3 protein-coding genes, 2 pseudogenes and 1 riboswitch are annotated in these 4,225 nt (G+C 68.1%); of the genes and pseudogenes, 3 read left to right on the forward strand and 2 right to left on the reverse strand.

Translation table 11 applies throughout. From position 1 onward, the window contains the following. Together Q8M88_RS07725 and Q8M88_RS07730 are read left to right on the forward strand one after the other, a co-directional pair. A pseudogene (locus tag Q8M88_RS07725) lies at nt 1–796 on the forward strand (chromosome segregation protein SMC); the annotation flags it as partial. A gap of 127 nt (nt 797–923) precedes the next feature. Beyond that, the gene (locus Q8M88_RS07730; RefSeq protein WP_305596048.1) at nt 924–1,139 is read left to right on the forward strand and encodes a hypothetical protein; all 216 of its coding nucleotides are present in this window, start codon (nt 924–926) and stop codon (nt 1,137–1,139) included. Here Q8M88_RS07730 and Q8M88_RS07735 read toward each other — a convergent pair. Further along, entirely contained in the window at nt 1,136–1,891 is a 756-nt protein-coding gene (locus tag Q8M88_RS07735; protein ID WP_305596050.1) for a pentapeptide repeat-containing protein, read from the reverse strand. The genes Q8M88_RS07730 and Q8M88_RS07735 overlap by 4 nt on opposite strands. Nucleotides 1,892–1,898: 7 nt before the next feature. Further along, nucleotides 1,899–3,731: a phosphomethylpyrimidine synthase ThiC gene (gene thiC, locus Q8M88_RS07740; protein ID WP_305596052.1), complete on the reverse strand. Its 1,833-nt coding sequence runs from the start codon at nt 3,729–3,731 to the stop codon at nt 1,899–1,901. A gap of 81 nt (nt 3,732–3,812) precedes the next feature. Next, a riboswitch (TPP riboswitch) is annotated at nt 3,813–3,920 on the reverse strand. 71 nt (nt 3,921–3,991) lie between these two features. Between thiC and Q8M88_RS07745 the strand changes: the two are divergent. Next, nucleotides 3,992–4,225 (forward strand): annotated as a pseudogene (locus tag Q8M88_RS07745) (hypothetical protein); the annotation flags it as partial.

Genomic DNA, 4,225 nt, shown 5'->3' on the forward strand with positions numbered 1-4,225 from the left:
CCTGGAAGCCGCCCGCGACCGGCTGGAGGAGATCACCTCGGACCTGAGGGAATCCGCGCGCATGGAGCCGGCCGAACTCGCCGCCGCCCTGGCCAGCGAAGCGGTGGCGATCCCCCCCGAAGCCGGCGGCGTGGAGGCGCATCTGCGCAATCTCGAACGCCAGCGTGAAGCGCTGGGCGCGGTGAACCTGCTGGCCGAGGACGAGGCCGCAGACCACGCCGGGCGGCTGGAGACCATGCTGGCCGAACGCGCCGACCTGACCGGGGCGATCGCGCGCCTGCGCCAGGGCATCGAAGAGCTCAACGGCGAAGGCCGCGGCCGCCTGCTCGCCGCCTTCGAGGTGATCCAGGAGCATTTCCGCACCCTGTTCGCGGCCCTGTTCGAAGGCGGTCAGGCGGAATTGCGGCTCGTCGAATCGGAGGACCCGCTGGAGGCCGGCCTAGAGATCTTCGCCTGTCCGCCCGGCAAGCGGCTGGCGACGATGAGCCTGATGAGCGGCGGCGAGCAGGCGCTGACGGCCGCGGCGCTGATCTTCGCGGTGTTCCTGGCCAACCCCGCGCCGGTCTGCGTGCTCGACGAAGTGGACGCTCCCCTCGACGACGCCAATGTCGACCGCTTCTGCAACCTGCTGGACGAGATGCGCAACCGCACCCAGACGCGGTTTATCGCCATCACCCACAACCCGGTCACCATGGCCCGTATGGACCGCCTGTTCGGCGTCACCATGGGCGAACGCGGCGTCTCGCAACTGGTGTCGGTCGACCTGCGCCAGGCCGAGGCCATGGCTGCGCAGTAGCGCCGCTCCAACGGATCTCATGCACAAAATTTCGAACATGACGCCGCGCCGCGCGCCCATGTCGCATCCAAAAATTTACCGGCATGTGGTTCTCATACCGCAACGCAACATCGCCTGAGCCCACCGCATGCTGAATCTGCTTTTTTCGCGCCTCGGCGCCCAATGGACCTCCGCCGCGCTGGTGTTCATCGCCAGCGCTCTGGCCGGTCGCTACGCGGCTGAAGGCATGAACGCCGTGCAGTGGGCCGGGGCCGTGGCCGCGGTGCTGGGTTCGGTCACAGTGGCGGTGGCCGTGCGCATCTGGCCGGTACAGGAACCGGTCAAGGAACGGAGCCGGGACTAGTCCTTCGGCCCAGCGTCGACAGTCAGGCCCATGGCGCTGAGCAGCCGACGCTGCTGATCGCCGCCCACATACATCCCTTCGACGCTGCCGAGCTGAAGCAGGTTCAGTCCGCTGACCTCGGCGTTTCGCAGGTCGGCGCCGGCCATCCTGGCGGCCTGGGTGAAAGCCTGGAAGAGATCGCACCCACTCAGGTCCGCGTTCTCCAGGTCCGCGCCGCTCAGGTCCGCCTCCCGCAGATTCGACCCCGCCAGGCTGCATCCAGGCAGGCGCGCCTCGCGCAAGTCCGCGAGCTCCAGGTTGCAGGCCGAGAATATCGCCGCGCAACGGATGACCTTGCGTCCGAACGCCTTTCCGAAGTCCACGCCCTGGAACACCGCGCCGCGCAGGTTGCAGTCGGTCATCTCGACGCCATAGAGACCGCAGCGCTCGATGCGGGCGAATGACAGGTCGCACCGCGCGAACCGCGTCTGGTCCATTTGGCTGAAGGCGAACTGCGCGCCGACATGGGCAGGCCCGTCGTCGGCGAAACTGCAGTCCTCGAACATCGCCTCTCGCAGGTCGGCGCTGGCGAAACGGCAGCGCACCAGCCGGCAATCCTTGAACCGCGCGCCTTGCAGATTGACGCCCGAGAGTTGGGCGTCGGTAAGCGTGCAGCCCACCAGCACGAGGTCGGCGAGTTCGCGGTCGGTCCAGTCGATATCCGACAGATCCACGCCGCTCAGCGTAGCGCCCGGCTGAAGCCGCTCGGCCACCGCAGGCCTATTCGGCGGGCGTCAGCGGCACCTGGATCTCGCCGCCGCCGGCTCTGAACTTCGCCGACATCTCGTCGAGGCCGGCGGCCACGTCGTTCTGCTGGGCCGCCTGTTCGCGGATCTCCTGGCTGATCTTCATGGAGCAGAACTTCGGCCCGCACATGGAGCAGAAGTGGGCGGTCTTCATCGCCTCCTTGGGCAGGGTCTCGTCGTGGAATTCCCGCGCCGTCTCCGGGTCGAGCCCCAGGTTGAACTGATCCTCCCAGCGGAACTCGAACCTCGCGCGCGACAACGCGTCGTCCCAGGTCCGCGCGGTGGGATGTCCCTTGGCGAGGTCGGCGGCGTGGGCGGCGATCTTGTAGGTGATCACCCCCTGCTTCACGTCCTCGCGGTCCGGCAGGCCCAGGTGCTCCTTCGGCGTCACGTAGCAAAGCATGGCGGTGCCGAACCAGCCGATCATCGCCGCCCCGATGGCCGAGGTGATGTGGTCGTAGCCTGGCGCGACGTCGGTGGTCAGCGGGCCCAAGGTGTAGAACGGCGCTTCGCCGCAGACCGCGAGCTGCTTGTCCATATTGGCCTTGATCTTGTGCATCGGCACGTGGCCGGGGCCTTCGCTCATCGTCTGCACGCCGTGCTTCCAAGCCACCTGGGTCAGCTCGCCCAGGGTATCGAGCTCGGCGAACTGGGCGGCGTCGTTGGCGTCGGCGATCGAGCCCGGACGCAGGCCGTCGCCCAGACTGAACGACACGTCGTAGGCCCGCATGATCTCGCAGATGTCCTCGAAGTGGTCGTAGAGGAAGTTCTCGCGGTGATGGGCCAGGCACCACTTGGCCATGATCGAACCGCCTCTGGACACGATGCCGGTGACCCGCTTCGCCGTCAGCGGCACATAGGCCAGCCGCACGCCCGCGTGGATGGTGAAGTAGTCGACGCCCTGCTCGGCCTGTTCGATCAGCGTGTCGCGGAACACCGCCCAGGTCAGGTCTTCGGCGACGCCGTTGACCTTCTCCAGCGCCTGATAGATCGGCACCGTGCCGATCGGGACGGGCGAGTTGCGCACGATCCAGTCGCGGATGTTGTGGATGTTGCGCCCGGTGGACAGGTCCATGACCGTGTCGGCGCCCCAGCGGATCGACCACACCAGCTTGTCCACCTCGTCGTCGACGGTCGACAGCACGGCGGAGTTGCCAATGTTGGCGTTGATCTTGACCAGGAAGTTGCGGCCGATGGCCATCGGCTCCAGTTCGGTGTGGTTGATGTTGGCCGGGATGATCGCGCGGCCGCGGGCCACCTCCGAGCGGACGAACTCCGGGGTGCAGAAGTCGGGGATCTCGGCGCCGAAGTCCTCGCCGTCGCGGATCGCCGCCTCGCCCTCTTGCCGGCGCAGGTTCTCGCGGATCGCCACATATTCCATCTCGGGCGTGATGATCCCCTTGCGCGCGTACTCGAGCTGGGTGATCGCCGTGCCTGCCCGCGCCCGGTAGACGCGGCGCGGCGCCGAGAACTGCGGGGCCAGCCGCTCGCCTTCCGCAAAGCCGTTGTCCTCGGGTTTCACCTCGCGGGGGCTTTCCACGATCTCCACGTCGCCGCGGGAGACCACCCAGGGCTCGCGCACCTTGGAGAGGCCCTTCTCGATGTCGATCTTGGTATGGGGGTCGGTATAGGGGCCCGAGGTGTCGTAGAGGGTCAGGGCCGGCTCCTTGGCCGACGGATGCACGGCCACCTCGCGGAACGGCACGCGGATGTCCGGCCACAGCACGCCCTGCTGGAACACCTTCTTCGAACCCGGGCGTTCGCCGGTGGGGATGGCGGCGGTCTCCAGGGGGGCGTGCTTGTTCATCGCTTCAGCTTCCTTCAGGCGGCGTCCGCCGGGCGGACGTGCGGACTTGGGCGCGGAAAGATTCGGAAGAGGCGTTGTTGCGCATGGCGCGTCTCCCTTCCCTTCGCCGGCATGACCCGGATCAGGTTCTACGGGTCGCGGGCTCGCCCGCCTCTCAGCCGCCTGTGCGCGGCCCCCCGAGGACACCCGACCTTAGTCCCGATCGGCGCGGAGCCACAAGGCCGTCGCGCGCCCGCGCAACCGCATGCTAGGACGCGATCATGAGCTTGACCCTTGGCCTGCTGGCCGGCGCCAGTCCCGCCGCAGCCCTGAAGTTCCTGACCGAGCTGCAGGCCTCCACGCCCGTGAACTTCGACCGCGACCACATCCGGGTGATCGCCGACATCAATCCCGGCGCGCCTGACCGCGACATCCCGGGCGCTGGCGGGGTCGGCGGCGCGGGCGCGCGACGGCCTTGTGGCTCCGCGCCGATCGGGACTAAGGTCGGGTGTCCT

The sequence above is a fragment of the Phenylobacterium sp. genome, assembly GCF_030693805.1.
Taxonomy (GTDB): domain Bacteria; phylum Pseudomonadota; class Alphaproteobacteria; order Caulobacterales; family Caulobacteraceae; genus Phenylobacterium.

Excerpts from the sequence above, each read along its gene's own strand:
- Q8M88_RS07730 (WP_305596048.1), top strand. The coding sequence starts at position 924 with ATGCTGAATCTGCTTTTTTCGCGCCTCGGCGCCCAATGGACCTCCGCC.
- thiC (WP_305596052.1), bottom strand. The coding sequence starts at position 3,731 with ATGAACAAGCACGCCCCCCTGGAGACCGCCGCCATCCCCACCGGCGAA.